We start from the raw sequence: 24,680 nt of genomic DNA, 5'->3' as shown, positions 1-24,680 counted from the left end.
TGCCATGCCTTACTCTAAAGAGTGCATTTTCCTCAGGTTGTGACCGCGTATGACAGGCGAAATGAACATCCTCCCGCTACCGCAAACCCTCCCGGCGACTTCGCGCCCGCAGGTGGTCAGCGGTGAGTTGCTCAAGTTGCTGACGCCGGTGGAGGGGCTGATCAGCGTCGGTCAAACCGCCCAGGCCGAAGTGTTGTCGCTCAAGCAGGCGGACCAGACTTTCCAGATGCTGCTCAAGGTCACCCTCGACAGCGGCCGCCAGACCACGGTCCAGACCACCAGTAATCAACCGCTGGCCCAGGGCACCACGCTGGTCGTCAGCCAGCCCTCGGTCGGCAACCTGGCCGTGACGGTACAACAGGCCATTGCCTCCAACGTCACCACCCTCACCCGCCTCGACACCGCGCAACTGCCCGTTGGCACCCTGCTGCAGGGCAAGGTGCTGACCTCGCAAGTGCTGCCCCAGGTGCCCGGCCAGCCCATGGTGTTTCGCTCGATGGTGGGCCTGCTCAACACCGCACTGAACGGCAGCACCCTGAGCATCGACAGCCCCCGGCCCCTGCGCATTGGCACCTTGTTGAGCGCGCAGGTGCAAGACGCCCAGACCGTGAAATTCGTGCCCCTGGGCAACCGACAGGAACAACTGGCGGTGACCCGGCAACTGGTCGACCAGCAAAGCCGCCAGGGATCGCTGGATGGCTTGCTCAAGCGCCTGCAGAACCTTGCGCCCTCGGACCAGACATCCGTTGAATTGCGCAGCGCCGCTGCCCGGTTGCTCGCTGGCCTGCCGGATGTTCAACAGTTGAGCACCCCCAAGGGCCTGGCCCAGGCCCTGGCCAGCAGCGGTGTGTTTCTCGAAAGCAAACTGCTCACCGGGCAAAACCCGACGCTCGCGCCGGACATGAAAGGCGACCTGCTCAAACTGGTTGCGCAGTTGAGTCAGGGCTTGCCGGCCAACACCAGCCTCGGCGCGATCATCGCCGCCAACACCCTGGCCCAGGCCATGCCGAACTTTGTCCGCAATGCTTTGGGCATGCTCGGCCAGGTCAGTGCCAAGCCGTCGCCGACCGGCTTCCCGCTGCCCGAACGCCAGTTGCAAGGCGCCGACGGCGAAAACGACCTCGAACACCTGCTGCGCCTGGCCGCCGCCGCGGTTTCACGCCTGCAAAGCCATCAACTGTCGAGCCTGGAACAAACCGGCGTAACTGCCGACGGACGGCTGATGAGCACCTGGCAACTGGAAATCCCGATGCGCAACATGCAGGACATCGTGCCCTTGCAGGTCAAGTTCCAGCGTGAAGACTCACCCGAAAAAGAACAGCCCAAGGAACGTCGCGAAGAACGCGCCCCCAAACAACAGCTGTGGCGTGTGGAACTGGCCTTCGCCATGGAGCCTTTAGGGCCGCTGCAAATCCAGGCGCAACTGATCAAGGGCAGCCTCTCCAGCCAGCTCTGGGCAGAACGGCCTTACACCGCCAGCCTGATTGAAAGCAACCTGAGCGGGCTGCGTGACCGCTTGCTGTCCGCCGGCCTGAACGTCGGCGACCTCGATTGCCACCTCGGCACACCACCCCAAGGCCCGCAAACCCGCCTCGAACAACGCTGGGTCGACGAAACCGCATGAAAAACCCCAACGCCCCACGCCAGGCCATCGCCCTCAAATACGACGGCACCCACGCCCCCACCCTCACCGCCAAGGGCGACGAAGCGCTGGCGGAAGAAATCCTGCGCATTGCCCGCGACTGCGAAGTGCCAATCTACGAAAACGCAGAGCTGGTGAGGCTGCTGGCGAGGATGGAGTTGGGGGACAGCATTCCGCAGGAACTCTATCTGACGATTGCCGAGATCATTGCGTTTGCGTGGAATTTGAAGGGGAAGTTTCCGGCGGGGCAGGAACCGGATGCGCTGATGGTGGAGAAGGATGTTACCGAACGCGGGGAAGACTACTGAGTTTTCAAGGCCGCCATCGCGAGCAAGCTCGCTCCCACATTTGATCTTCAGTGAACACGTATTTTGTGTACGAGATACAACTACTGTGGGAGCGAGCTTGCTCGCGATAGCAATCTCAAGAAACTGTAAAACTCAGTTCTTGCGCAACTTGCTCATCAACTCCGAGGCGTCACGTGTTCAAACCTGAAAAAACGCAATAGCTTGAAACTGCGACCAACAATCAAACCATTGATGAGCCCTGCCCCCAGCGCCGCCCCCGCGACCGCCGACATTTCATTGGCCAGTTCCGGGTACATGGCCGCCTGGTAACCTTCGTAATAACGCCAGGCAAAAAAGCCCCAATACACAATCAGTACCTTGATCGTACCGGGTAGAACCAGATGTTGCCCCTCGCACTGCACATTGTTGTACGAGAAAAAACGCAGTGCCAGCAACCACCCCGCAAGCAATCCCAATGTATAGACTGAAAGCTGGATTGCAATTTCCTGGGAGGGATTGAGCGATGCGAGGGACAACGCCACGAATATCACGGGCGATATCTGCAATGACCTTTTCGATACGTGGCTCCTGAAACAGGCGCTGACACCGTAGTAGCTCAGAATAAAAAACACCGCATAAACCCACAGCGGTGTACCACGCAAAATGTCGATCATAAGCCTTCCTGGCACTGTGTATGTTTGAGCAGATCAAACTACTGATCGCTGTTTGCGATCACAAGACGGTGGGATCTGAGAATGTTATAGGCAGGAGACTACGACAGCGTAATCCCTGTCTGAAGATAGAGAGGAATGAGTCGGATCGCGGGGAAGATTGCTGCGCATTCTAAGACGCCTTCGCGAGCAAGCCCGCTCCCACATTTGGTCTTCTGTGAACACAAATTTTGTGTACGACATTGATCCAGTGTGGGAGCGGGCTTGCTCCGGGCGGCGTTCCGACGAAAGCGATTTCAGCCTGATCGCAACACTCAGTTCTTGTGCAGCTTGCTCATCAACTCCGCTTCAGCCTGGGTCAAGCCGCAGGACTGGGTCAGTTCGTTGACGCTGGCGCCCATCCCGACCAGTCGCGCCGCCTGGGCAAACGACAGGCTTGTGGGGTCGCGTTGTTCCAGCTGAGCGAGTTTGTCCGGCAATGGCGCCACGATCGCCCGCAGTTCATGCAGGTCTTCGCCCATGCGCACGTTGCCGTTCTGGTAGTCGTCGACGCGCTTGACCAGGTCCTTGATGCGCTGATCGCGCAGCGCATCAACCTTGGCCTGTTGCGCGACGATCTGCTTCTGACCGCGAATGTACGCCAGGAACATTGCCAGCGTGCCTGCCCAGAACAGGAACAGGACAATGACCGCCACCTCGAGAATCAATCAGATACTCTCCAGTTCCGACCATTCTTCTTCGCTCATCATCTTGTCGAGCTCGACCAGGATGAGCAATTCGTTGTTCTTGTTGCACACGCCTTGAATGAACTTGGCGGACTCTTCGTTACCCACGTTCGGCGCGGTTTCGATTTCCGACTGACGCAGGTAAACCACTTCGGCCACGCTGTCGACCATGATCCCGACCACCTGCTTGTCGGCTTCGATGATGACGATACGGGTGTTGTCGCTGATCTCGGCATTCATCAGGCCGAAGCGCTGGCGGGTGTCGATCACGGTGACGACGTTGCCGCGCAGGTTGATGATGCCCAGCACGTAGCTCGGGGCACCCGGGACCGGGGCGATTTCGGTGTAGCGCAGGACTTCCTGGACACGCATCACGTTGATGCCGTAGGTCTCGTTGTCCAGCTTGAAGGTGACCCATTGCAGGATCGGATCTTCGGAACCCTTTGCCGCCGTTGCCTTGTCATTCATACCCTGCCCCCTCAAGAAACCGCCCTGGCGGTGTGTGTTCTGTGCAACATCATCAGAGTGACGTCGCCTGTTTTGTTTATTTGACTGATGTCGGTTTGTGGCCCGGCTTGCTGCCGGACATGTGCCTGGCGCCGCCACTTGCGATCAACTCGGCCAACGAGGCGACATCGAGCAAGGCGCACATGTGTTCAATCACCGTGCCAGCGAGCCATGGCCGCTGACCTCGGTGACTTCTCCATTTGATTTCATTCGGGTTCAGGCGCAACGAACGGCTGACCTGATGCACCGCCAGCCCCCACTCGTAGCCTTGCACCGAAATCACGTATTGCAGGCCCTGCTTGAAATCGTCGCGATAACGGTCGGGCATGACCCAACGCGCGGTATCGAGCACCTTGAGGTTGCCGGCCTGGCTCGGCAGGATGCCCAGGAACCACTCCGGCTGACCGAACAACGGCGTCAACTCGTGGCCGGCCAGGGAGTAAATCGACCCCAGGCACACCAGCGGCACCGCCAGGGTCAAGCCGGCAACATCGAATAACAGGCATTCGAAGGGTTCGGCAGCCCAGGACGGCCGACCATCGGTTTCCACCGGTGGCGGCGTATTGCTCGGCGGCAGGTGCACTTCAACGACTGGCGGCACCAGCGCCTGAGGCTCCTCAATGACGGGAACCACCAGGGTTTGCAACAGTGGCGCAAGGGTCGAAACCGGTGCCAGAACGGGTTCCGGGGCTTCGGCCACGGCTACGGGAGTCTTTGCCAAAGGCGCAACAACCGGCGCGGCAGCCACTGCGGACTTCTGTGCATCCCGGACCTGCTCCTCGAGCACCGCAGCCTGGAACTCGTCCAGCACGGCTTGCTCTTCGATGACTTTCACCGCTTCGACAACTTCGGCCAGCGCCTCAATCTCAGGCGCCATGTCCTCGGTCGCGTCTTGCAGCAGGCTGTCCAGGTACGACTGCAACGCCAGTTGCGGGCGCGATGTGAGCTTCAATGGCCGATTCATCGGCATCCCCCTGTAGGAGCTGCCGCAGGCTGCGATCTTTTAGCGATATCAAGGGCTCCGCCAAGCAAGATCAAAAGATCGCAGCCTGCGGCAGCTCCTACGGGAATTGGGCTCATGTCACGCCACCTGCGCGACAAGTTGCGCCGCCAGCAAATGCTTGAGCAACGCGCGGTAAGCGAGAACGCCACGGCTCTTGCCGTCGAACTGCGAAGGCGTCAGACCGGCGCGGCTGGCATCGCGCAGGCGCGTGTCCACCGGGATGTAGCCTTGCCAGATTTCCTCGGGGAATTTGTCGCGCAGCACGCGCAAGGTTCCGAGGGACGCCTGGGTGCGTCGGTCAAACAGGGTCGGCACGATGGTGAAGGGCAACGCCTGTTTGCGCGAACGGTTGATCATCGCCAGGGTGTTGACCATGCGCTCCAGGCCCTTGACCGCCAGGTGTTCGGTCTGCACCGGGATCACCAGCTGCTGGCTCGCCGCCAAGGCATTGACCATCAGCACGCCAAGCAAGGGCGGGCTGTCGATCACGGCGTAATCGAAGTCCTGCCACAATTGCGCCAGGCTCTTGGCAATCACCAGGCCCAAACCGCTCTGCCCCGGCGACTGGCGCTCAAGGGTGGCCAGCGCGGTGCTGGAGGGCAACAGGGAGATGCGTTCGTCACTGGTCGACAGCAGCAGTTGACCCGGCAGGCCTTGGGGCACGTTGCCCTTGTGCAGGAACAGGTCGTAGCTGCTGTGCTCCAGGGCGTCGGGATCGTAGCCGAAGTAGCTGGTCATCGAGCCGTGGGGGTCGAGATCGACCACGACCACGCGCTTGCCCGCCTCCGCCAGTAAACCGGCTAAAGCGATGGAGGAAGTGGTTTTACCGACACCACCCTTTTGATTGGCGACTGCCCAGACTCTCATTCGGATTGTTCCTCCCGGCCGAACGGATCGACCGAGAAATAGCTCAACGTGTTAATGCGGGTGACGGAGAATTGACGGCGTTCTCTCGTACCGGCGACTTGACCGGGGTCGGTGCAGTTTGTGTGCCAGCACGCTTCAATGCGGCATCCGGTTGCGCATGGGCGGTTCCGGTGCCGGTCAGGCTGCGGCGAACATCGAGGTTGCGCGATACCACCAGCACCACGCGACGATTGCGGGCGCGGCCTTCAGCGGTGGCGTTGTTGGCCACCGGCTGAAACTCGCCGTAACCCACCGAAGCCAGGCGACCGGGGTTCACTCCCTGCATCGCCAGCATGCGCACGATGCTCGCCGAGCGGGCCGAGGACAGCTCCCAGTTGGTCGGGTACTGCGCGGTGCGGATCGGTTGATCGTCGGTGAAACCTTCGACATGGATCGGGTTGTCGAACGGTTTCAGGATCGCCGCGACCTTGTCGATGATGTTGAACGCGATGTCGCTGGGCATGGCGTCGCCGCTGCCGAACAACAGGCTGGAATTGAGTTCGATCTCGACCCACAACTCGTTGCCGCGCACGGTCATCTGGTTGGAGCTGATCAGGTCACCGAACGCCGCACTGATGTCGTCGGCAATGCTCTTGAGCGGATCGCTGGCGCCGGAGACGCCGGCATCGACCTGGTCACTGTCCTTGACCAGCGGCTTGGCCGGGGTCACGGTCTTCGGCCGCTCGTCACCGATCGGGATGGGCTTGAGCGAACGATCGGAATCGGTAAAGACCCCGATCAGCGCCTCGGAAATGACCTTGTACTTGCCTTCATTGATCGACGAGATCGAGTACATCACCACGAAAAAGGCGAACAGCAAGGTGATGAAATCCGCATAGGACACCAGCCAGCGCTCGTGGTTAACGTGTTCTTCCTGATGCCGACGACGGGCCATGAGTTTATTCCCTTAATCCATGAAGCCCTGAAGCTTCAACTCAATGGAGCGTGGGTTTTCACCTTCGGCGATCGACAGGAGCCCTTCCAGCAGCATTTCGCGATAACGCGACTGGCGCAGCGCAATGGATTTGAGTTTGGCGGCGATCGGCAGCAGCACCAGGTTGGCACTGGCCACGCCGTAGATGGTGGCGACGAACGCCACGGCAATACCGCTGCCCAGTTGCGATGGATCAGCGAGGTTGCCCATGACATGAATCAGGCCCATCACCGCACCGATGATGCCGATGGTCGGCGCGTAACCGCCCATGCTTTCGAAGACTTTGGCCGCTTCGATGTCGCGGCTTTCCTGGGTGTAGAAATCCACTTCCAGAATGCTGCGGATCGCTTCCGGCTCGGCGCCGTCAACCAGCAGTTGCAGACCTTTGCGTGCGTAGTTGTCGGGCTCGGCGTCAGCGATGCCTTCGAGGCCCAGCAGGCCTTCCTTGCGGGCGGTCAGGCTCCAGTTCACCACGCGGTCGATGCCACCGGCCAGGTCGACACGGGGCGGGAACAGGATCCAGGTGAGGATCTGCATGGCGCGCTTGAAGGCGCTCATCGGCGATTGCAGCAGCGCGGCGCCAATGGTGCCGCCGAGCACGATCAGCGCTGCCGGACCGTTGGCCAGGGCGCCGAGGTGACCGCCTTCAAGGTAGTTGCCGCCGATGATGGCGACAAAGGCCATGATGATGCCAATCAGGCTTAGAACATCCATCAGATACAGGCCTCGACCAGGTGCTTGCCAATGTCGTCGAGGCTGTACACCGCGTCGGCGAGTTCAGCTTTGACGATGGCCATCGGCATGCCGTAGATCACGCAACTGGCTTCGTCCTGCGCCCAGATCGAACTGCCGCCCTGCTTGAGCAGGCGCGCGCCTTCGCGGCCGTCGGCGCCCATGCCGGTCAGGACCACCGCCAGAACTTTGTCACCGTAGGTCCTGGCTGCCGAACCGAAGGTGATGTCCACGCACGGCTTGTAGTTGAGACGTTCGTCACCCGGGAGGATTTTCACCGCGCCACGGCCGTCGATCATCATCTGCTTGCCACCCGGCGCCAGTAGCGCCAGGCCCGGACGCAGGATATCGCCATCCTCGGCTTCCTTGACGCTGATGCGGCAGAGCTTGTCCAGGCGCTCGGCGAAGGCCTTGGTGAAGGCGGCCGGCATGTGTTGGACCAGCACGATCGGGGCCGGGAAGTTGGCCGGCAATTGGGTCAAGACCCGCTGCAGCGCGACCGGGCCGCCAGTGGACGTACCGATGGCCACCAGTTTGTAGGCTTTGCGTTTCGGCGCGGGCGACGACGCCGTGGCCCCATGGGTCCGCGCAGGGATCGGTGCTGGCGCCGGACGCACGGGCGCGCTGCTGCCGTAACTGCCGATACTGGAAGACGCGGGTGTTGGAGCGGGTGCGGCCACAGGCGCCGGAGCGCTGTAAGTGCTGACGCGACGATTGCTGCGCGAGATGCTCAGGATCTTTTCGCACAGCAGTTGCTTGACCTTCTCGGGGTTGCGCGAGATGTCTTCGAAATTCTTCGGCAGGAAGTCCACCGCGCCGGCATCCAGCGCATCGAGGGTGACCCGGGCGCCTTCGTGGGTCAGCGATGAGAACATCAGGACCGGGGTCGGGCAGCGTTGCATGATGTGCCGCACGGCAGTGATGCCGTCCATCATCGGCATCTCGTAGTCCATGGTGATCACGTCGGGCTTGAGGGCCAGCGCCTGATCAATCGCCTCTTTGCCGTTGGTCGCCGTGCCGACGACCTGGATATTGGAATCCGCTGAAAGAATTTCCGAGACGCGGCGGCGGAAAAACCCCGAATCGTCCACCACCAGGACTTTGACTGCCATAAACACTCCATTAGATGGAGCGAGGCCAGGCGCCCCCGCTCCACCAGAATCAAATACGCCGTGTGGCGTAACGCTTGAGCATGCTCGGAACATCGAGAATCAGCGCGATGCGGCCGTCACCGGTAATGGTGGCGCCGGACATGCCCGGAGTTCCCTGGAGCATTTTGCCCAATGGCTTGATGACCACTTCTTCCTGGCCCACCAGTTGATCGACGACAAAGCCGATCCGCTGCGTGCCCACCGAAAGGATCACCACATGGCCCTCGCGCTGCTCTTCGTGAGCGGCGGAGCTGACCAGCCAGCGTTTGAGATAGAACAATGGCAGCGCCTTGTCCCGCACGATCACCACTTCCTGGCCGTCCACGACGTTGGTGGTCGACAGGTCGAGGTGGAAGATCTCGTTGACGTTCACCAGCGGGAACGCGAACGCCTGGTTGCCGAGCATCACCATCAGCGTCGGCATGATCGCCAGGGTCAGCGGCACCTTGATGACGATCTTCGAACCCTGGCCCTTGGCCGAGTAGATGTTGATCGAGCCGTTGAGCTGGGAAATCTTGGTTTTCACCACGTCCATGCCCACGCCGCGACCCGACACGTCGGAGATCTCGGTCTTGGTCGAGAAACCCGGGGCGAAGATCAGGTTGTAGCATTCGGTGTCGCTCAGGCGATCGGCGGCATCCTTGTCCATCACACCGCGTTTAACCGCGATGGAGCGCAGGACATTCGGGTCCATGCCTTTGCCGTCATCGGAGATCGACAGCAGGATGTGATCGCCCTCCTGCTCGGCCGCCAGGATGACCTTGCCGCCACGGGCCTTGCCCGAGGCTTCGCGCTCTTCCGGAGATTCGATGCCGTGGTCGACCGCGTTGCGCACCAAGTGGACCAACGGATCGGCCAGGGCCTCGACGAGGTTCTTGTCGAGGTCGGTTTCTTCACCGACCAGTTCCAGGTTGATCTCTTTCTTGAGCTGGCGAGCCAGGTCGCGGACCAGGCGCGGGAAGCGTCCGAAGACTTTCTTGATCGGTTGCATCCGGGTCTTCATGACCGCGGTTTGCAGGTCGGCGGTGACCACGTCGAGGTTCGACACGGCCTTGGACATGGCTTCGTCGCCGCTGTTGAGACCCAGGCGGACCAGGCGGTTACGCACCAGCACCAACTCGCCGACCATGTTCATGATCTCGTCGAGACGCGCGGTATCGACACGCACGGTGGTCTCGGCTTCGCTCGCCGGTTTTTCCGCAGCAGGCGCGGCCGGGGCGCGGGCAGCAGCCGGTGCGGCGGCGGCCACAGGGGCCGGTGTTTCGGCTTTTGGCTCAGGAGCCTTCGCCACGGGTTTCGGCGCGGCTGCCTTGGCGGCAGGTGCCACAACCGAGGCGTTGGCGCCGGTTGCCGTTCCAGCCGTTGCGCCCACTTCAGTGAACTTGCCTTTGCCGTGCAATTCGTCGAGCAGCGCTTCGAACTCGTGATCGGAAATCAGATCGCTGCCGGCCGCCACCGCGCTTGGTGCCGCAGGTGCAGGCACCGAAGCAATGGCCGACTCCAAAGCCTCGACAGCAAAGTTACCCTTGCCGTGCAGTTGGTCGAGCAGTGCTTCGAATTCGTCGTCAGTAATATCGGAACTGTCGCCAGCCGCTTTCGGCACTTCTGGCGCAGCGGTCGCCGGGACAACCGCGTCAACGGCGAACTGGCCTTTACCGTGCAGTTGATCGAGCAACGACTCGAACTCGGCATCGGTGATTTCGTCGCTGCCAGCGGCATTGCCGGCGGGCGCTGGAGCAACCGTCGGGGCCTCGGCCTGGGCCTTGACGGCGTTCAGCGAGTCCAGCAGTTGTTCGAATTCGGTGTCGGTGATGTCGTCGGAACCGGATTCGGCCACCGGTTCTTCAATCACCTCGGCGACGGGCGCAGGCGCCACTTCGTCAGCCGATTGCGGCTCGGCCAACCGGGCCAGCGCCGCGAGCAGTTGCGGTGTCGCGGCCGTGATCGGGCTGCGTTCGCGGACCTCGCTGAACATGCTGTTCACCGCGTCCAGGGCTTCGAGAACCACGTCCATCAGTTCCGAGTCGACGCGACGCTCACCCTTGCGCAGGATGTCGAACACGTTCTCGGCGATGTGGCAGCACTCCACCAGCTCGTTGAGCTGGAGGAAGCCGGCGCCCCCTTTTACAGTGTGAAAACCGCGAAAAATTGCATTGAGCAGATCCGCATCATCCGGACGGCTTTCCAGCTCGACCAGTTGCTCGGACAGTTGCTCTAGAATCTCGCCGGCCTCAACCAGGAAATCCTGAAGGATCTCTTCATCGGCGCCGAAGCTCATTAAGGGGGTGCTCCTACAGGTCTAAAAACCCAAAAAACCTAAAATTCTAAAACTCTAAAATCCCAGGCTGGATAACAAATCGTCCACATCGTCCTGACCGGACACAACGTCTTCTCTTTTATCGGCATGAATCTGCGGACCTTCACCCTGAGAGAGATGTTTTTGTGGATCTTTTTCAGCAAGCATCGCTTCACGGTCATGTTCGATGCCCGCAAAGCGGTCCACCTGGCTGGCCATCAGCACGAGCTTGAGCAGGTTGCTTTCGACTTCGGTGACCAACTGGGTCACACGCTTGATCACCTGGCCTGTGAGGTCCTGGTAATCCTGGGCGAGCAGGATGTCGTTGAGGTTGCCCGACACCGCGCGATTGTCCGTGCCGCTGCGCGTCAGGAAGCCGTCGACCCGCCGGGCCAGTTCACGAAACTCTTCGGCGCCGACTTCGCGGCGCATGAAGCGCCCCCAGTCCGCGCTCAACACCTTGGCTTCATCGGCCAGGCCATTGACCAGCGGCGTGGCATTTTCCACCAGATCCATGGTGCGGTTGGCCGCCGCCTCGGTCAGCTTGACCACATACCCCAGGCGCTCGGTGGCGTCGGTGATCTGCGACACTTCTTCGGCTTGCGGCATGTGCGGGTCAATCTGGAAATTGACGATCGCGCTATGCAGCTCGCGAGTGAGCTTGCCCACTTCCTGATACAGGCCGCGGTCACGGGTCTGGTTGAGCTCATGGATCAATTGCACCGCGTCGCCGAACTTGCCTTTCTCAAGGCTCTCGACCAATTCGACGGCGTGTTTTTTCAGGGTCGATTCAAAATCGCCCAATGAAGTTTCGTTATTGCCCATAGCTCCCCCGTGGCGCACTCATCAACCGATGCGTTCGAAAATCTTCTCGATTTTTTCTTTCAACGCCTGGGCCGTGAAGGGCTTGACCACATAGCCGTTAACGCCGGCCTGGGCCGCTTCGATGATCTGCTCGCGCTTGGCTTCAGCGGTCACCATCAGCACCGGCAGGTGCTTGAGCTTTTCATCGGCACGCACGTGGCGCAGCAGATCGATACCGGTCATGCCAGGCATGTTCCAGTCCGTTACCAGAAAGTCGATGCTTCCGCTGTTGAGCACCGGAATGGCGGTAGTGCCATCGTCGGCCTCGACGGTGTTGGTGAACCCAAGGTCACGCAGCAGGTTCTTGATGATCCGCCGCATCGTTGAGAAGTCATCAACGATGAGGATTTTCATGTTCTTGTCCAATTCGACCTCCAAGCAGTCTTAAACGCGCCCAGCACCTGGACGCGCCATTTCAATCAATCCGGCAAAGCACTCAATGACTGTCTGGAGCACAACAGATCGCGACCGGCGCAGTTCAACACCACACCAGCCTCGTTCGCAGTGTCCCCACACTGCCTTCAGCGCGCTCGCCACTCCCCCAAACGCCCCCGCAAACGGGCCGCGCACTGGCTGTGTAACTGGCTGACCCGCGATTCGCTGACCCCCAGGACCTCACCGATTTCCTTGAGGTTCAACTCTTCGTCGTAGTACAGCGCCAACACCAGTCGCTCACGCTCCGGCAAATTGGCAATCGCATCCGCCAGCGCCGCCTGGAAGCGTTCATCCTCCAGGTCGCGTGACGGCTCGAGATGAGCACTCGCGCCATCCTCGTGCAGCCCTTCGTGTTCGCCGTCCTGCAACAGATCGTCGAAACTGAACAGCCGGCTGCCCAGGGTGTCGTTCAAAATCCCGTAGTAATCGTCGAGACTCAATTGGAGTTCGGCCGCAACTTCGTGATCTTTAGCGTCACGGCCGGTTTTCGCTTCAATCGAGCGAATGGCATCGCTGACCATGCGCGTATTGCGGTGAACCGAACGTGGCGCCCAGTCCCCCTTGCGCACTTCATCGAGCATGGCGCCGCGGATTCGAATGCCCGCGTACGTCTCGAAACTGGCGCCTTTGCTGGCGTCATATTTGGTCGACACTTCAAGCAGGCCGATCATCCCGGCCTGGATCAGGTCTTCGACCTGGACACTGGCCGGCAAACGCGCCAGCAAGTGGTAGGCAATGCGTTTAACCAGCGGCGCGTAACGCTCGATCAGCTCGTACTGCGCATCGCGTGCCGACTTCTTGTAGAGGTTGTAGCCGCTGGCTGTCATAGAACAGGTCCTGCTGTCTGCTGCACGAGCCGCTCGACGAAAAACTCCAAGTGTCCGCGCGGGTTGGCCGGCAGCGGCCAGGTATCGACCTTCTGCGCGATGGCCTTGAACGCCAGCGAGCACTTGGAACGCGGGAAGGCCTCGTAGACGGCGCGCTGCTTCTGCACGGCCTTGCGCACGCTTTCGTCGTAAGGCACCGCACCAACGTATTGTAGGGCGACGTCGAGGAAGCGATCCGTGACCTTGGTCAACTTGGCGAACAGGTTGCGTCCTTCCTGCGGGCTCTGGGCCATGTTGGCCAGGACGCGGAAGCGGTTCATGCCGTAGTCGCGGTTCAGCAACTTGATCAAGGCGTAGGCATCGGTGATCGAGGTCGGCTCGTCGCACACCACCAGCAGCACTTCCTGGGCTGCGCGGACGAAACTGACTACCGAGTCACCAATGCCCGCAGCGGTGTCGATCACCAGTACGTCGAGGTTGTCGCCAATATCACTGAAGGCCTGGATCAGGCCGGCGTGTTGCGCGGGGCTCAGATGCACCATGCTCTGAGTGCCGGATGCGGCCGGAACGATACGGATGCCGCCGGGTCCCTGCAGCAATACATCGCGCAGTTCGCAGCGGCCTTCGATCACGTCGGCCAGGGTACGTTTGGGTGTCAGGCCCAGCAGAACGTCGACGTTCGCCAGTCCAAGGTCGGCGTCCAACAGCATGACGCGCCGGCCAAGCTCGGCCAAAGCCAGGGACAAGTTCACTGACACATTAGTTTTCCCGACGCCACCTTTGCCGCCGGTCACCGCGATCACCTGTACGGGATGCATGCTGCCCATGTTATTTCTTTACCTTGTCTTGCATAGACGGAGGCCACATTACTGGCTGCGCGTTCACAAACGGAACAATGCATGGCAGACCATCGATGTAGGTACAAAAACTGTTCATTTTTACCTCAGCCAACCTGCTTGGTCGGACTGTGGTAGATGTCAGCGAACATGTCAGCCATGGCTTCTTCGCTGGGTTCTTCCTGCATTTGTACGCTCACGGCGCGGCTGACCAACTGGTGACGACGCGGCAGATGCAAATCATCCGGGATCCGCGGGCCATCGGTCAGGTAAGCCACCGGCAGTTCATGACTGATGGCAAGGCTCAACACCTCGCCCAGACTTGCCGTTTCATCCAGTTTAGTCAGGATGCAGCCTGCGAGCCCACAACGCTTGTAACTGTGATAAGCGGCCGTTAGAACCTGTTTCTGGCTGGTGGTTGCCAGGACCAGATAATTTTTCGAGCGGATGCCGCGACCGGCCAGGCTTTCGAGCTGCATGCGCAGGGCCGGATCGCTGGCCTGAAGGCCCGCGGTATCGATCAGCACCACGCGCTTGCGCAGCAATGGCTCCAGCGCCTGCACCAGGGACTGGCCCGGATCGACGTGGGTCACCGACACATTGAGAATGCGCCCCAGGGTCTTGAGCTGCTCCTGGGCACCGATGCGGAAGCTGTCCATGCTCACCAGCGCAATGTTCTGCGCGCCGTACTTGAGCACGTAGCGGGCAGCCAGCTTGGCCAGGGTGGTGGTCTTGCCCATGCCGGCAGGGCCGACCATGGCAATCACACCGCCCTCTTCCAGCGGCTCGACTTCCGGGGTAACGATCATGCGCGCCAGGTGCGCGAGCAACATGCGCCAGGCCTGACGGGGTTCTTCGATTTCGGTGATCATCGCCAAAAGGTCACGTGACAGCGGGCCGGACAGGCCGATGCGTTGCAGGCGACGCCAGAGGTTGGCCTGGTCCGGACGGCTGCCTTGCAGCTGATTCCAGGCCAGGGAGCCGAGTTGCACTTCCATGAGTTCGCGCAGGCTGTTGAGCTCGAAACGCATCGAGTCGAACGCCCGCGGGTCCACGCCAGCGGACGCTGGCGCAACGGCCGGTACAGGACGACGGGGTTCGGCGTAGGTCGGTTCGATCAGCGGCTCGGCGGCGGTCAACGGCAAGCCGGCGAACAACTGGCGATTGGTTGCATTGTCGCTCTCGCCATCGCCACGCAGACTCAATTCGGCCTGGGCGGTGACGATCCGCGACTGAGTCTTGCGCAGCTCGTCTTCGAGTTCCATGTTCGGAACCCGCGGCGCCAGCGCCGACAGCTTGTAATCCAGCGCAGCCGTCAGCTCGACACCCCCGGCGATCCGGCGGTTGCCAATAATGGCCGCATCAGCGCCCAGCTCATCGCGAACCAGCTTCATGGCCTGACGCATATCGGCGGCGAAAAAACGCTTAACTTGCATAAACCACTACCTCAGCCGTTGGGCCCTACTGTCGCAACGATGGTCACTTGCTTGTTGTCAGGGATTTCCTGGTAAGCCAACACATGCAAACCCGGGACTGCGAGCCGGCCAAATCGCGAGAGCATCGCGCGAACCGGACCGGCCACCAGCAGAATCACCGGCTGACCTTGCATCTCCTGACGCTGCGCCGCGTCAATCAACGAACGTTGCAGCTTCTCAGCCATGCTTGGCTCCAGCAGAACGCCCTCTTCCGAGCCTTGTCCTGCCTTCTGCAGACTATTGAGCAATATTTGTTCCAACCTGGGCTCCAGCGTGATGACTGGCAGCTCCGACTCAGTGCCTACAATGCTTTGGACGATTGCGCGGGATACGCCAACCCGCACGGCAGCCACCAGCGCGGCGGTATCTTGACTCTTGGCGGCATTGTTGGCGATCGCCTCGGCAATGCTGCGGATGTCGCGCACCGGCACTTGTTCGGCCAGCAGCGCTTGCAGCACCTTGAGCAGCTGCGACAGCGAAACCACGCCCGGCACCAGCTCCTCGGCCAGCTTCGGCGAGCTTTTGGCCAGCAATTGCATGAGTTGCTGCACTTCTTCGTGACCGATCAGTTCACTGGAATGCTTGTAGAGTATCTGGTTCAAGTGGGTAGCCACTACTGTACTGGCATCGACCACCGTATAACCGAGGGATTGCGCCTGGGCGCGCTGGCTGATTTCGATCCAGACCGCCTCCAGGCCGAAAGCCGGATCTTTGGCGGTAATGCCGTTGAGCGTGCCGTAGACCTGCCCCGGGTTGATCGCCAGTTCGCGATCCGGGTAAATCTCCGCTTCGGCCAGGATCACCCCCATGAGGGTCAGGCGATAGGCACTTGGGGCCAGGTCGAGGTTGTCGCGGATATGCACCGTGGGCATCAGGAAGCCCAGGTCCTGGGACAGTTTCTTGCGTACGCCCTTGATTCGCGCCAGCAACTGGCCGCCCTGGTTGCGGTCCACCAACGGAATCAGGCGATAACCCACCTCCAGGCCGATCATATCGATCGGCGTCACGTCATCCCAGCCAAGCTCCTTGGTTTCCTGGGCGCGGGCCGGCGACGGCAGCAACTCCTGCTGGCGCTTGACCTCTTGCAGGGCCTGCACCTTGGCGACGTTCTGCTTTTTCCAGAACAGGTAAGCGCCACCGGCCGCCAGCGCCGCCATGCTCAGGAACGAGAAATGCGGCATGCCGGGCACCAGGCCCATGACCGCCATCAAGCCCGCTGCCACCGCCAGCGCCTTGGGCGAGGCGAACATCTGGCGATTGATTTGCTTGCCCATGTCTTCCGAACCGGAAGCACGGGTCACCATGATCGCCGCTGCTGTCGATAACAACAGTGATGGCAATTGCGCCACCAAACCGTCACCGATGGTCAGCAGCGCATACACCTTGCCGGCGTCGCCGAAGGTCATGCCGTGCTGGAAGATACCGACCGCCATGCCGCCGATCAGGTTGATGAACAGGATCAACAGGCCGGCGATGGCGTCACCACGGACAAATTTGCTGGCACCGTCCATGGATCCGTAGAACTCGGCTTCCTGGGCCACTTCCGAACGACGGGCCTTGGCCTGGGCCTGATCGATCAGGCCGGCGTTGAGGTCGGCGTCGATCGCCATTTGCTTGCCGGGCATCGCATCGAGAGTGAAACGCGCGCTCACCTCGGAAATCCGCCCGGCACCCTTGGTCACCACGACGAAGTTGATGATCATCAGGATCGCGAAGACCACGATACCCACCACGTAGTTACCGCCGATCACCACCTCGCCGAAGGCCTGGATCACCTTACCGGCGGCGGCATGGCCGTCCTGACCGTGGAGCATCACCACCCGCGTGGAGGCCACGTTCAACGCCAGGCGCAACAGTGTCGCCACCAACAGAATGGTCGGAAACACCGCGAAATCCAGCGGCCGCAAGGCGTAGACGCACACCAGCAGCACGACGATGGACAGGGCTATGTTGAAGGTGAAGAACACGTCCAGCAGGAACGGCGGCACCGGCAACATCATCATCGCCAGCATGACCAGCAGCAACAGCGGCACGCCCAGATTGCCCCGACTGAGGTCGGCAACGTTTGTGCGGGCACTGTTGATTAACTGAGAGCGATCCACCGGTTTTCCCCGTTCCTTTAAAGCAAACTTTTGACGCCTGAAGCAGGCGCAGGGCGGCTACTGCAAGAAGCTTTCCAACTTTTGCGGCAGGAGAAATAGAGTGTTTTTTCAGGGGGATATGCATCGCCTGGACTGACGCCTTCGCGGGCAAGCCACGCTCCCACAAGTTATCGCCGAACCTGTGGGAGCGGGCTTGCCCGCGAAGGGGCCATCAGCAGCAGCGCGAAACTCAGGAATCGCGGCGCAGATCCGGTGGAATCGGCAGGTCATCCTTAAGCGGATCAGGTCTCTTGCCCTTGCCCGCCCGGTACTGTCGAATCTGATAAACGTAAGCCAACACCTGTGCAACCGCCAGGTAGAGCCCGCCAGGAATTTCCTGCTCAAGCTCGGTGGAGTAGTAAATCGACCGCGCCAGCGCCGGCGATTCCAGCAGCAGGATCTCGTTGGCCGCCGCGATCTCGCGGATCTTCAGGGCCAGGAAGTCGCTACCCTTGGCCAGCAGTACCGGCGCATTACCCTTTTCCGGGTCGTATTTGAGGGCCACCGCGTAGTGGGTCGGGTTGGTGATGACCACGTCGGCCTCGGGAATGGCGGCCATCATCCGTCGCTGGGACATCTCGCGTTGCAGCTGTCGAATCCGCTGCTTGACCTCCGGCCGCCCCTCCTGGTCCTTGTGCTCGTCACGCACTTCCTGCTTGGTCATCAGCAGTTTCTTGTGGCTCTCCCAGAGCTGCACCGGCACGTCCACCACCGCGATCAGGATCAGCCCGCACGCCATCCACAGGGTGCTCCAGCCCACGACTTGCAGGCTGTGAATGATCGCCATGTCCAGGGGCTCATGGGCGATGCGCAGCAGGTCGTCGATGTCCGATGACAGTACCGCCAGCGCCACGAACAGGATAATGATGAACTTGGCCAGGGCCTTGAGCAGTTCGACCAGCGACTTGGTGGAGAACATGCGTTTGAGGCCGGGGCCGGGGTTCAAGCGGCTGAACTTGGGCGCCATGGAACTCGCCGCGAACAGCCAGCCCCCCAGGGAAATCGGACCGATGATGGCGGCCAGTACCAAGGTGATCATCACCGGCTGGATCGACCACAGGGCAATTTGCCCCGAGCGCATCAGGTAGGTGGCCATGGAGCGCTGATCCAGGATTACTTCCCGCGGCAGCGAGAAGTTGATGCGCATCAGCTCCATCATGTCCTGCGCCATGGCGCCGCCAAAAATCAGCAGCGCCGAGGCACCGACCAGCATGATCGCCAGGGTGTTGAGTTCCTTGGACCGCGCTATCTCACCCTTTTCACGGGAGTCCTGTTTGCGCTTCTCCGTGGGGTCTTCTGTTTTGTCCTGACCGCTTTCGCTCTCGGCCATGGCTCAGCTCGCCCGCGCCATTTCACGTAACAACTGCAAGGCCTCGGTGGCCAGCGGTTGATACTGGTTGAGAATGTCCGCCAGACCGACCCAGACAATGAACAGCCCAAGTACCAGGATCAGCGGGAAGCCGACAGAGAAAATATTGAGTTGCGGCGCCGCCCGGGTCATGACGCCAAACGCGATGTTGACCACCAGCAACGCGGTGATCGCCGGCAGCACCAGCAATAACGCCGCACCGAGCACCCAGCCGAGCTTGCCGGCCAGCTCCCAGTAGTGATTGACCATCAGGCCACCTCCCACCGGCAACGTGGTGAAACTCTCGGTGAGGATCTCGAACACCACCAGATGACCGTTCATGGACAGGAACAGCAGCGTCACCAGCATCGTGAAAAACTGCCCGATCACCGCCGTCGATACGCCGTTGGCCGGGTCGATCATGGAGGCGAAGCCCATGCCCATCTGGATGGCGACGATTTGCCCGGCAACCACAAATGCCTGGAAGAACAGCTGCAAGGAAAACCCCATCACGGCACCGATGAGAATCTGCTCGGCAATCAGCAACAGCCCGCTTAAATCCAGAGGGTTGACCGGCGGCATCGGCGGCAGGCCCGGCACGATGACCACGGTAATGGCCAGCGCGAAATACAGACGGATGCGCCGAGGCAGCAGGGTTGTGCCGAACACCGGCATGACCATCAGCAAGGAGCCGACGCGAAACAGCGGCAACATGAATGTCGCCACCCAGGTGCTGATCTGGGTATCGGTCAGCGCTAGCAGTGACATGGTTTAGCCGATGACCTGAGGAATACTGCCGTACAGCTGCAGGATGTAATCCATGAAAGTCTGCACCAGCCACGGGCCAGCCACGATCAGCGTCACCAGCATCACCAGCAGGCGCGGCAGGAAGCTCAGGGTCTGTTCGTTGATCTGGGTGGCGGCCTGGAACATCGCCACCAGCAGGCCGATCAGCAGACTCGGAATCACCAGCACCGCCACCATCATGGTGGTCAGCCACAGCGCTTCCCGGAAGATATCGACCGCTACTTCCGGGGTCATGGCGAGACACCACCGAAGCTGCTGGCCAGCGTGCCGATGATCAACGCCCAGCCATCGACCAGCACGAACAACATGATCTTGAACGGCAGGGAAATGATCAGCGGCGACAGCATCATCATCCCCATGGCCATCAACACACTGGCCACGACCAGGTCGATGATCAGGAACGGGATGAAGATCATGAAGCCGATCTGGAATGCCGTTTTCAGCTCGGAGGTCACGAAAGCGGGCACCAGGATGGTCAACGGCGCCTGATCCGGCGTCGCGATGTCAGTGCGCTTGGACAGGCGCATGAACAGCTCCAGATCGCTGGTGCGAGTCTGGGCGAGCATGAAGTTCTTGATCGGCACCTGCGCCTTGGCGACCGCATCCTGGGCCGTCAGCTTTTCCGCCAGGTACGGCTGCAGGGCATCCTGATTCACCCGGTCGAACACCGGCGCCATGATGAACAGGGTCAGGAACAGCGCCATGCCGGTGAGGATCTGGTTCGACGGTGTCTGCTGCAGGCCCAGGGCCTGGCGCAGGATCGAGAAGACAATGATGATCCGGGTGAAACTGGTCATCAGCATGACAAACGCCGGGATAAAACTCAGCGCGGTCATGATCAGCAGGATTTGCAGGCTGACCGAGTATTCCTGCGCACCCTGCGCATTGGTGCCCAGGGTGATTGCCGGGATCGACAGCGGATCGGCGGCGAATGCCAGCGGCGCGGCCAGCATCAGGGTCAGCGTCAAGACGATGCGCAGCGCACCCATTACTTCTTATCCTTGTGATCTTTACCCAGCATTTCCAACAGGCGCTGGGCAAATTCCGGCGTCGGCTTCTCGGTGCTCGGCACTTGCACCGGCTCCTTGAGGACGTGCAGCGCAGTGATGTTGCCGGGGCTCAGGCCCAACAGGATCTGCTCGTTGCCGACCTGCACCAGCATCAGGCGATCGCGAGGCCCCAGCGCGCGGGAGCCGACAATCTCGATGACCTGCCCCTTGCCGGCCGGGCCGGCCTGCTGGACCCGACGCAGCAACCAGGCAAGGAAGAAGATCAACCCCAGCACCAGCAGCAAGCCGAACACCAACTGCGTCAACTGGCCGGCCACACCGCTGCTCACCGCCGGCGCAGCGGCCGTGGTCGCCGTTGCGACAGGTTCGGCCGCCAGCACGCTGAACGGCATCGCCAATACAAACCCGAGAACCTTTTTCACTCAGCGCAGCTTCTTGATGCGTTCGCTTGGGCTGATCACGTCCGTCAGGCGGATGCCGAACTTCTCGTTGACCACCACCACTTCGCCGTGGGCGATGAGCGTGCCATTGACCAGCACGTCCAGCGGCTCGCCGGCCAGGCGATCAAGCTCGATCACCGACCCCTGGTTCAGTTGAAGCAGGTTACGGATGTTGATGTCGGTGCTGCCCACTTCCATGGAAATCGACACCGGGATATCGAGGATCACATCCAGGTTCGGGCCGTCGAGAGTGACCGGCTCGTTGTTTTTCGGCACGCTGCCGAACTCTTCCATTGGCAGGCGGCCGGATGCGGAATTGCCGGAGTCGGCGGCCAGCAGGGCGTCGATATCGGCCTGCCCGGCATCACCGGTTTCTTCCAGGGCTGCTGCCCACTCATCGGCCAGGGCCTGGTCGTCTTGCGTGTTCATTTGTCTGTGTCCTCGGCGAGCAAAAAATCAGAATTCGGTTAGTCGCAAACGGGTACAAGCGCCGGTCAACGGCGCTCGATCGGCTCGATCACTTGCAACGCCAGGTTGCCCTTGTGCGAGCCCATCTTGACCTTGAAGGCCGGCACGCCGTTGGCGCGCATGATCATTTCTTCCGGCATGTCGACCGGGATCACATCCCCCGGCTGCATGTGCAGGATGTCGCGCAGGCGCAACTGACGACGAGCCACCGTCGCACCGATCGGCACGTCGACGTCCAGCACGTCCTGGCGCAGGGCGTTGACCCAGCGCTCGTCCTGGTCGTCGAGGTCCGACTGGAAGCCGGCATCGAGCATTTCGCGCACCGGCTCGATCATCGAGTACGGCATGGTCACGTGCAGGTCGCCGCCACCGCCATCGAGTTCGATGTGGAAGGTCGACACCACAATGGCTTCGCTCGGGCCGACGATGTTGGCCATGGCCGGGTTCACTTCCGAGTTGATGTACTCGAAGTTGACTTCCATGATCGCCTGCCAGGCTTCCTTCAAGTCGACGAACGCCTGTTCCAGCACCATGCGTACCACGCGCAGTTCGGTCGGCGTGAACTCACGCCCTTCGATCTTGGCGTGCCGGCCGTCGCCACCGAAGAAGTTGTCCACCAGCTTGAACACCAGTTTGGCGTCGAGGATGAACAACGCAGTGCCGCGCAGGGGTTTGATCTTGACCAGGTTGAGACTGGTCGGCACGTACAGCGAGTGCACGTATTCGCCGAACTTCATCACCTGCACGCCGCCGACCGCCACGTCCGCCGAGCGCCGCAGCATATTGAACATGCTGATGCGGGTATAGCGGGCGAAACGCTCGTTGATCATTTCCAGGGTCGGCATGCGTCCACGGACGATGCGATCCTGGCTGGTCAGGTCATAGCTTTTGACGGCGCCGGGTTCGGCAGCGTTTTCGGTCTGTACCAGACCATCGTCGACGCCATGCAACAGCGCGTCGATCTCATCCTGGGACAGCAGGTCCTGCACGGCCATGTCGTGTTCCTACTGCAGTACGAAATTAGTGAAAAGCAACTGTTCGATCACCACTTTGCCGAGCTCTTTCTGCGCCACTTCCTGGACACTGGCGGTGGCTTTCTGTCGCAGCATTTCCTGGCCGACCGGCGAGGCGAGGGTCGCGAAGTCCTGCCCGGAGAACAGCATCACCAGGTTATTGCGGATCACCGGCATGTGGACCTTGAGCGCATCCAGATCCGCCTGGTTACGACCGAGCATGGTGATGCTCACTTGCATGTAGCGCTGGCGACCGTTCTGGTTGAAGTTGGCCACGAAAGCCGGCGCCATCGATTCGAAAATCGCTGGCTGCTTGCCGGCGGGAGCCTGCTCCACTGCGGCGGCAGGCTTGCTCTGGGCGCCGTGCATGAAGTACCAGGTCGCCCCCACGGACAAACCGATCGCCAGCAGCAGGGCCGCCACGATCACGATGATCAGCTTGAGTTTGCCTTTGGTTGCGGGGTCTTTTACTACTGCTGCGTCGCTCTTCGCCATGCCAATAATCCGTCACTATTCGGGTTTTCACAGTCGCACGGCAAGGCAGGAGCAAGTGTTATGCCAGAACGGCTGGGAGCGGGGATGGGTGGGCTTGGCACAATTTGAAGACGGCGCAAAACCACTGTGGGAGCGGGCTTGCTCGCGAAGGGGCAGTGTCAGTCGACAGAGATTTTGAATGACTGACCGCATTCGCGAGCAAGCCCGCTCCCACAGGGTTTGGTGTATGGCCTGATCAGGCGTAGTAATCGACCGCGCTGGAGCCGATCACGCTGCTGGTATTGGCCGCTACTTCAGCGACGCTCGGGGTGATGTCGTCATCCATCGAGTCGAGGCGACCGCCGCTGGCACTGGTTCGTCCGCTCTGGCTTTGCCCGGCCTGTTCCTGCCCTTGCTGCGAACCACGGGACTGGTCCGAAACGTTGACATCGACCTGGCCCATTCCCTGCTGCGCGAACATGTCGCGCAAGCGATGGACCTGGCCATCCAGCGCCTCACGCACTCCCGGATGCGCACTCATGAAGGTGACCTGGGTCTGTTGATCGGGAACCATGCTCACCCGAATGTCCAGGCGTCCGAGTTCAGCGGGCTGCAACTGGATGTCCGCCGCTTTGAGATTGGCGCTGGACAGGTACATGACCCGATTCACCACCTCTTCGGTCCAGCCGCTCTGGTGCATGGCAATCGGCTGGTTCACCGGCAAGGCATTGGCAGTCTTCGGTGTGGCGGCCTGGGTCAGCGCTGCCAGACGGTTGGCGAAATCATCGACACGGGTGTCGCTGCTGGCGGACTTGAGGTCCTTCAGGCCGTCGTCGATCAAGCCGCTGAAAGCCTTGTCGTCACCCTGGCCGGTGCTGCTCTTGTCGCCCTGAACATCCAGCATGGTCGCCATGCCGGCGGCAAAGTTTTGCGCCGACGTCTGCTCAACGTCAGCCTGGGCTTGCGCCTGTGTCGGTGCAGCCTTGGGCTGCGCCTGGCTGGAGGCCGATACGTGACCACCCTGCTCCATCGCCAGGCGCACCGCCGGCAAGGCGTCTAGGGGATCGGTCGAGGGATCGAAATCACCGTCGGCAGTGGCCAGCACTGGAGCCGCCGTAGCCGTAGCAGTGGCGGCTACCGGCGCGTCAACGACAGGTTGCACAGCGTCGACCACGGCGAAGGCCACCGGTGCCTGTACGACGGATTGCAATGATGGATCAAGCGCCGGATCGAGCGGTGCGGCATCGACGACAGGAGCCGGGGCGGCATCTGACGCATCATCGCCGGCGGTCTTGTCTTCAGTCTGCGCCGAATGGTCGGCAGGCAAGGATTTGCCGCCACCGGCAACCACCGGTTCCTCGACGGCAGACTTGTCGTCATTGGCGTCTTTTTTTCCGGCAACATCGCAGGTTGTGTCGCGACCCGGCTTGACCGGAGCATCCGCCAATGCATTGGGCTTGCCCTGGGCCTGGCTGGCATAGACATGAGCGAAGCTTGCGGCCTTGCCCCCGGGCTCAGCGGTCAGCGCCGCAGGATTGGCGGAGCCAGCCTGAGTCTTGGCTTGCCTGGAGGCCGGAAGCAGAATATCGGGGGTAACGGGCATGAAACGGTCTCCGCTGCACGGGGCTCGTAAGTACAGTTGGATGAGTTGACTGCAAAGGTCGAGCCAGTTTCACTTGAAGAAGACC

The 24,680-nt window shown here is 61.1% G+C and carries 26 protein-coding genes; 2 read left to right on the top strand and 24 right to left on the bottom strand.

Features of this window, described 5'->3' with window-relative positions; all coding sequences use genetic code 11:
* Positions 1-49: 49 nt before the first annotated feature.
* A complete protein-coding gene (locus ACMDB8_RS07235) occupies positions 50-1,624 on the top strand; it encodes a flagellar hook-length control protein FliK (RefSeq protein WP_409078494.1) in 1,575 nt (524 codons plus the stop codon).
* Positions 1,621-1,950, top strand: a complete 330-nt coding sequence (locus ACMDB8_RS07230; RefSeq protein ID WP_056721619.1) for an EscU/YscU/HrcU family type III secretion system export apparatus switch protein — start codon at positions 1,621-1,623, stop codon at positions 1,948-1,950. The genes ACMDB8_RS07235 and ACMDB8_RS07230 overlap by 4 nt, the downstream gene beginning before the upstream one ends.
* Before the next feature lie 155 nt (positions 1,951-2,105).
* On the opposite strand, the gene ACMDB8_RS07225 is transcribed toward ACMDB8_RS07230, so the two are convergent.
* The 24 genes from ACMDB8_RS07225 to ACMDB8_RS07110 all read right to left on the bottom strand — a co-directional run bounded on the left by ACMDB8_RS07225 (position 2,106) and on the right by ACMDB8_RS07110 (position 24,595).
* Positions 2,106-2,603: a DUF6622 family protein gene (locus ACMDB8_RS07225; RefSeq protein WP_056721617.1), complete on the bottom strand. Its 498-nt coding sequence runs from the start codon at positions 2,601-2,603 to the stop codon at positions 2,106-2,108.
* Positions 2,604-2,914: 311 nt separating this feature from the next.
* Entirely contained in the window at positions 2,915-3,307 is a 393-nt protein-coding gene (locus tag ACMDB8_RS07220) for a DUF2802 domain-containing protein (RefSeq protein WP_409078495.1), read from the bottom strand.
* Entirely contained in the window at positions 3,308-3,793 is a 486-nt protein-coding gene (locus ACMDB8_RS07215; protein ID WP_007980742.1) for a chemotaxis protein CheW, read from the bottom strand. It lies immediately after the preceding gene.
* A 76-nt stretch (positions 3,794-3,869) separates the two neighbouring features.
* Positions 3,870-4,796 carry a CheW domain-containing protein gene (locus ACMDB8_RS07210; protein WP_409078496.1) on the bottom strand — a complete coding sequence of 309 codons (927 nt, stop codon included), beginning with the start codon at positions 4,794-4,796 and terminating at the stop codon, positions 3,870-3,872.
* Between the two features lie 117 nt (positions 4,797-4,913).
* Complete coding sequence (locus ACMDB8_RS07205; RefSeq protein WP_056721613.1) at positions 4,914-5,702, bottom strand: ParA family protein; 789 nt, start codon at positions 5,700-5,702, stop codon at positions 4,914-4,916.
* Between the two features lie 43 nt (positions 5,703-5,745).
* The gene (gene motD / locus ACMDB8_RS07200) at positions 5,746-6,636 is read right to left on the bottom strand and encodes a flagellar motor protein MotD (RefSeq protein WP_056721611.1); all 891 of its coding nucleotides are present in this window, start codon (positions 6,634-6,636) and stop codon (positions 5,746-5,748) included.
* 12 nt (positions 6,637-6,648) lie between these two features.
* Positions 6,649-7,389 carry a flagellar motor protein gene (locus ACMDB8_RS07195; RefSeq protein WP_056721609.1) on the bottom strand — a complete coding sequence of 247 codons (741 nt, stop codon included), beginning with the start codon at positions 7,387-7,389 and terminating at the stop codon, positions 6,649-6,651.
* Entirely contained in the window at positions 7,389-8,519 is a 1,131-nt protein-coding gene (locus ACMDB8_RS07190; RefSeq protein ID WP_056721607.1) for a protein-glutamate methylesterase/protein-glutamine glutaminase, read from the bottom strand. The genes ACMDB8_RS07195 and ACMDB8_RS07190 overlap by 1 nt, the downstream gene beginning before the upstream one ends.
* A gap of 49 nt (positions 8,520-8,568) precedes the next feature.
* Complete coding sequence (locus ACMDB8_RS07185; protein ID WP_056721605.1) at positions 8,569-10,836, bottom strand: chemotaxis protein CheA; 2,268 nt, start codon at positions 10,834-10,836, stop codon at positions 8,569-8,571.
* A gap of 54 nt (positions 10,837-10,890) precedes the next feature.
* Positions 10,891-11,679 carry a protein phosphatase CheZ gene (locus tag ACMDB8_RS07180; protein WP_056721603.1) on the bottom strand — a complete coding sequence of 263 codons (789 nt, stop codon included), beginning with the start codon at positions 11,677-11,679 and terminating at the stop codon, positions 10,891-10,893.
* Between the two features lie 21 nt (positions 11,680-11,700).
* Complete coding sequence (locus ACMDB8_RS07175; protein ID WP_003183998.1) at positions 11,701-12,072, bottom strand: chemotaxis response regulator CheY; 372 nt, start codon at positions 12,070-12,072, stop codon at positions 11,701-11,703.
* 167 nt (positions 12,073-12,239) lie between these two features.
* Positions 12,240-12,980, bottom strand: coding sequence for an RNA polymerase sigma factor FliA (fliA, locus tag ACMDB8_RS07170; protein ID WP_007894214.1), 741 nt, complete (start codon positions 12,978-12,980; stop codon positions 12,240-12,242).
* Positions 12,977-13,807, bottom strand: coding sequence for a flagellar synthesis regulator FleN (fleN, locus tag ACMDB8_RS07165; RefSeq protein ID WP_008001746.1), 831 nt, complete (start codon positions 13,805-13,807; stop codon positions 12,977-12,979). Before fleN ends, fliA begins: the two co-directional genes overlap by 4 nt.
* A gap of 116 nt (positions 13,808-13,923) precedes the next feature.
* On the bottom strand, positions 13,924-15,252 hold the full coding sequence (gene flhF / locus ACMDB8_RS07160) for a flagellar biosynthesis protein FlhF (RefSeq protein WP_056721601.1): 1,329 nt from the start codon (positions 15,250-15,252) through the stop codon (positions 13,924-13,926).
* Positions 15,253-15,263: 11 nt separating this feature from the next.
* A complete protein-coding gene (gene flhA / locus ACMDB8_RS07155; protein ID WP_032829794.1) occupies positions 15,264-17,393 on the bottom strand; it encodes a flagellar biosynthesis protein FlhA in 2,130 nt (709 codons plus the stop codon).
* A 229-nt stretch (positions 17,394-17,622) separates the two neighbouring features.
* A complete protein-coding gene (flhB, locus tag ACMDB8_RS07150) occupies positions 17,623-18,762 on the bottom strand; it encodes a flagellar biosynthesis protein FlhB (protein ID WP_056721597.1) in 1,140 nt (379 codons plus the stop codon).
* Positions 18,763-18,765: 3 nt separating this feature from the next.
* Entirely contained in the window at positions 18,766-19,548 is a 783-nt protein-coding gene (fliR, locus tag ACMDB8_RS07145) for a flagellar biosynthetic protein FliR (RefSeq protein WP_056721595.1), read from the bottom strand.
* Positions 19,549-19,551: 3 nt separating this feature from the next.
* Complete coding sequence (fliQ, locus tag ACMDB8_RS07140) at positions 19,552-19,821, bottom strand: flagellar biosynthesis protein FliQ (RefSeq protein WP_056721593.1); 270 nt, start codon at positions 19,819-19,821, stop codon at positions 19,552-19,554.
* Entirely contained in the window at positions 19,818-20,576 is a 759-nt protein-coding gene (fliP, locus tag ACMDB8_RS07135; protein WP_008052881.1) for a flagellar type III secretion system pore protein FliP, read from the bottom strand. The genes fliQ and fliP overlap by 4 nt, the downstream gene beginning before the upstream one ends.
* On the bottom strand, positions 20,576-20,989 hold the full coding sequence (gene fliO, locus ACMDB8_RS07130) for a flagellar biosynthetic protein FliO (protein ID WP_409078514.1): 414 nt from the start codon (positions 20,987-20,989) through the stop codon (positions 20,576-20,578). The genes fliP and fliO overlap by 1 nt, the downstream gene beginning before the upstream one ends.
* Before the next feature lie 30 nt (positions 20,990-21,019).
* Positions 21,020-21,466, bottom strand: a complete 447-nt coding sequence (gene fliN / locus ACMDB8_RS07125) for a flagellar motor switch protein FliN (RefSeq protein ID WP_056721589.1) — start codon at positions 21,464-21,466, stop codon at positions 21,020-21,022.
* A 65-nt stretch (positions 21,467-21,531) separates the two neighbouring features.
* A complete protein-coding gene (gene fliM / locus ACMDB8_RS07120; protein WP_008052878.1) occupies positions 21,532-22,500 on the bottom strand; it encodes a flagellar motor switch protein FliM in 969 nt (322 codons plus the stop codon).
* Positions 22,501-22,509: 9 nt separating this feature from the next.
* A complete protein-coding gene (fliL, locus tag ACMDB8_RS07115) occupies positions 22,510-23,013 on the bottom strand; it encodes a flagellar basal body-associated protein FliL (RefSeq protein ID WP_056721587.1) in 504 nt (167 codons plus the stop codon).
* Between the two features lie 235 nt (positions 23,014-23,248).
* Entirely contained in the window at positions 23,249-24,595 is a 1,347-nt protein-coding gene (locus tag ACMDB8_RS07110) for a flagellar hook-length control protein FliK (protein ID WP_223541111.1), read from the bottom strand.
* Positions 24,596-24,680 lie beyond the last annotated feature (85 nt).

Source organism: Pseudomonas monachiensis, assembly GCF_047345015.1.
Classification (GTDB): Bacteria; Pseudomonadota; Gammaproteobacteria; order Pseudomonadales; family Pseudomonadaceae; genus Aquipseudomonas; species Aquipseudomonas monachiensis.
This window is presented reverse-complemented; position numbering and strand designations above follow the sequence as displayed.